At 36.6% G+C, this 4,140-nt stretch carries 1 protein-coding gene; it reads left to right on the plus strand.

The genetic code is table 11. The features are described 5' to 3' along the window. A partial coding sequence (locus IDG60_RS27410) for a phage tail tape measure protein (RefSeq protein ID WP_206160596.1) occupies nt 1-4,140 on the plus strand: 4,140 nt, incomplete at both ends.

Genomic DNA, 4,140 nt, shown 5'->3' on the forward strand with positions numbered 1-4,140 from the left:
CAGAAATGGCTACAACTGCAACTGTAATGGCTTCAGCGATTAACTCTTTCGGTTTAAAAGCATCTGATGCAAATCATGTTGCTGATTTACTTGCGAGATCAGCAAATGATAGTGCTGCAGATATTCAGTACATGGGAGATGCATTGAAGTATGCTGGTACTCCTGCAAAAGCATTAGGAGTTTCAATAGAGGACACTTCCGCAGCAATTGAAGTTTTATCTAACTCAGGTTTAGAGGGTTCTCAAGCAGGTACTGCCCTAAGAGCTTCATTTATCAGGCTAGCTAATCCAAGTAAAAATACAGCTAAGGAAATGAAAAAATTAGGTATTCATTTGTCTGATGCTAAAGGTCAATTTGTTGGCATGGGTGAATTGATTAGACAGTTCCAAGATAATATGAAAGGCATGACGAGAGAACAAAAACTAGCTACAGTGGCTACAATAGTTGGTACTGAAGCAGCAAGTGGATTTTTAGCCTTGATTGAAGCGGGACCAGATAAAATTAATAGCTATAGTAAATCCTTAAAGAATTCCAATGGCGAAAGTAAAAAAGCAGCAGATTTGATGAAAGATAATCTCAAAGGCGCTCTGGAACAATTAGGTGGCGCTTTTGAATCATTAGCAATCGAAGTCGGTAAAGATTTAACGCCTATGATTAGAGCAGGAGCGGAAGGTTTAACAAAATTAGTTGATGGATTTACACATCTCCCTGGTTGGGTTAGAAAAGCTTCAGTAGGATTAGCACTTTTTGGTGCAGCAATTGGACCTGCAGTTCTTGCTGGAGGGTTATTAATACGTACAGTTGGAAGTGCTGCTAAAGGATATGCGTCATTAAATAGACGTATTGCTGAAAATACAATCCTTTCAAATACTAATTCAAAAGCAATGAAATCTTTAGGTCTTCAAACATTATTTCTTGGTTCTACAACAGGAAAAACGTCAAAAGGCTTTAAAGGGTTAGCCGGAGCTATGATGTTTAATTTAAAACCTATAAATGTTTTGAAAAATTCTGCAAAGCTAGCAATTTTACCGTTCAAACTTTTGAAAAACGGTTTAGGATTAGCTGCAAAATCTTTATTTGCAGTAAGTGGAGGCGCAAGATTTGCGGGTGTAGCCTTAAGGTTTTTAACAGGACCTATAGGTGCTACAATAACTGCTATTACAATTGCGTATAAAGTTTTTAAAACCGCATATGATCGTGTGGAATGGTTCAGAAACGGTATTAACGGTTTAGGAGAAACTATAAAGTTTTTTGGTGGTAAAATTATTGGCGGCGCTGTTAGAAAGCTAGGAGAGTTTAAAAACTATCTTGGAAGTATCGGCAAAAGCTTCAAAGAAAAGTTTTCAAAAGATATGAAAGATGGTTATAAATCATTAAGCGACGATGACCTTCTCAAAGTAGGAGTCAACAAGTTTAAAGGATTTATGCAAACCATGGGCACAGCTTCTAAAAAAGCGTCTGATACTGTAAAAGTGTTAGGGAAAGGTGTTTCAAAAGAAACAGAAAAAGCTTTAGAAAAATATGTGCATTATTCTGAAGAAAATAGCAGAATCATGGAAAAAGTACGTTTAAACTCGGGTCAGATATCAGAAGACAAAGCAAAAAAACTTTTGAAAATTGAAACGGATTTATCTAATAACCTTATAGCTGAAATAGAAAAAAGAAATAAAAAGGAACTCGAAAAAACTCAAGAACTTATTGATAAGTATAGTGCATTCGATGAACAAGAAAAGCAAAACATTTTAACTCGAACTAAAGAAAAAAATGACTTGCGAATTAAAAAAGAGCAAGAACTCAATCAGAAAATCAAAGAATTGAAAGAAAAAGCTTTGAGTGATGGTCAGATTTCAGAAAATGAAAGAAAAGAAATTGAAAAGCTTGAAAATCAAAGACGTGATATCACTGTTAAAGAATTGAGTAAGACTGAAAAAGAGCAAGAGCGTATTTTAGTAAGAATGCAAAGAAACAGAAATGCTTATTCAATAGACGAAGCGAGCAAAGCAATTAAAGAAGCAGAAAAAGCAAGAAAAGCAAGAAAAAAAGAAGTGGACAAGCAATATGAAGATGATGTCATTGCTATAAAAAATAACGTCAACCTTTCTAAGTCTGAAAAAGATAAATTGTTAGCTATTGCTGATCAAAGACATAAAGATGAAGTAAGAAAAGCAAAATCTAAAAAAGATGCTGTAGTAGATGTTGTTAAAAAGCAAAATAAAGATATTGATAAAGAAATGGATTTATCCAGTGGACGTGTATATAAAAATACTGAAAAGTGGTGGAATGGCCTTAAAAGTTGGTGGTCTAACTTTAGAGAAGACCAAAAGAAAAAAAGCGATAAATACGCTAAAGAACAAGAAGAAACAGCTCGCAGAAACAGAGAAAATATAAAGAAATGGTTTGGAAATGCTTGGGACGGCGTAAAAAGTAAAACTGGCGAAGCCTTTAGTAAAATGGGCAGAAATGCTAATCATTTTGGCGGCGAAATGAAAAAAATGTGGAGCGGAATCAAAGGGATTCCAAGCAAATTAAGTTCAGGTTGGAGCTCAGCCAAAAGTTCTGTAGGATACCACACTAAGGCTATAGCTAATAGTACTGGTAAATGGTTTGGAAAAGCTTGGCAATCTGTTAAATCGACAACAGGAAGTATTTACAATCAAACTAAGCAAAAGTATTCAGATGCTTCAGATAAAGCTTGGGCGCATTCAAAATCTATTTGGAGAGGCACATCAAAATGGTTTAGCAATGCATATAAAAGTGCAAAGGGCTGGCTAACGGATATGGCTAATAAATCTCGCGCGAAATGGGATAATATTTCTAGTACAGCTTGGTCGAATGCAAAATCCGTTTGGAAAGGAACATCGAAATGGTTTAGTAACTCATACAAATCTTTAAAAGATTGGACTGGGGATATGTATTCAAGAGCCCACGATCGTTTTGATGCAATTTCAAGTTCGGCATGGTCTAACGCTAAATCAGTATTTAATGGTTTTAGAAAATGGCTATCCAAAACATATGATTGGATTAGAGATATTGGTAAAGACATGGGAAGAGCTGCGGCTGATTTAGGTAAAAATGTTGCTAATAAAGCTATTGGCGGTTTGAATAGCATGATTGGCGGTATTAATAAAATATCTAAAGCCATTACTGATAAAAATCTCATCAAGCCAATACCTACATTGTCTACTGGTACTTTAGCAGGAAAGGGTGTAGCTACCGATAATTCGGGAGCATTAACGCAACCGACATTTGCTGTATTAAATGATAGAGGTTCTGGAAACGCCCCAGGTGGTGGAGTTCAAGAAGTAATTCACAGGGCTGACGGAACATTCCATGCACCCCAAGGACGAGATGTGGTTGTTCCACTAGGAGTTGGGGATAGCGTAATAAATGCTAATGACACTCTGAAGTTACAGCGTATGGGTGTTTTACCAAAGTTTCATGGAGGTACGAAAAAGAAAGATTGGCTAGACCAACTTAAAGGTAATATAGGTAAAAAAGCAGGAGAATTTGGAGCTACAGCTAAAAACACAGCGCATAATATCAAAAAAGGTGCAGAAGAAATGGTTGAAGCAGCAGGCGATAAAATCAAAGATGGTGCATCTTGGTTAGGCGATAAAATCGGCGATGTGTGGGATTACGTACAACATCCAGGGAAACTAGTAAATAAAGTAATGTCAGGTTTAAATATTAATTTTGGAGGCGGAGCTAACGCTACAGTAAAAATAGCTAAAGGCGCATACTCATTGCTCAAAAAGAAATTAGTAGACAAAGTAAAATCGTGGTTTGAAGATTTCGGTGGTGGAGGCGATGGAAGCTATCTATTTGAATATCCAATCTGGCAAAGATTTGGACGCTACACAGGTGGACTTAACTTTAATGGCGGTCGTCACTATGGTATAGACTTTGGTATGCCTTCTGGAACAAACGTTTATGCCGTTAAAGGTGGTATAGCAGATAAGGTATGGACTGATTACGGTGGCGGTAATTCTATACAAATTAAGACTGGTGCTAATGAATGGAACTGGTATATGCATTTATCTAAGCAATTAGCAAGACAAGGCCAACGTATTAAAGCTGGTCAACTGATAGGGAAATCAGGTGCTACAGGTAATTTCGTTAGAGGAGCACACTTACATTTCC

It is taken from the genome of Staphylococcus sp. EG-SA-2 (assembly GCF_017152085.1).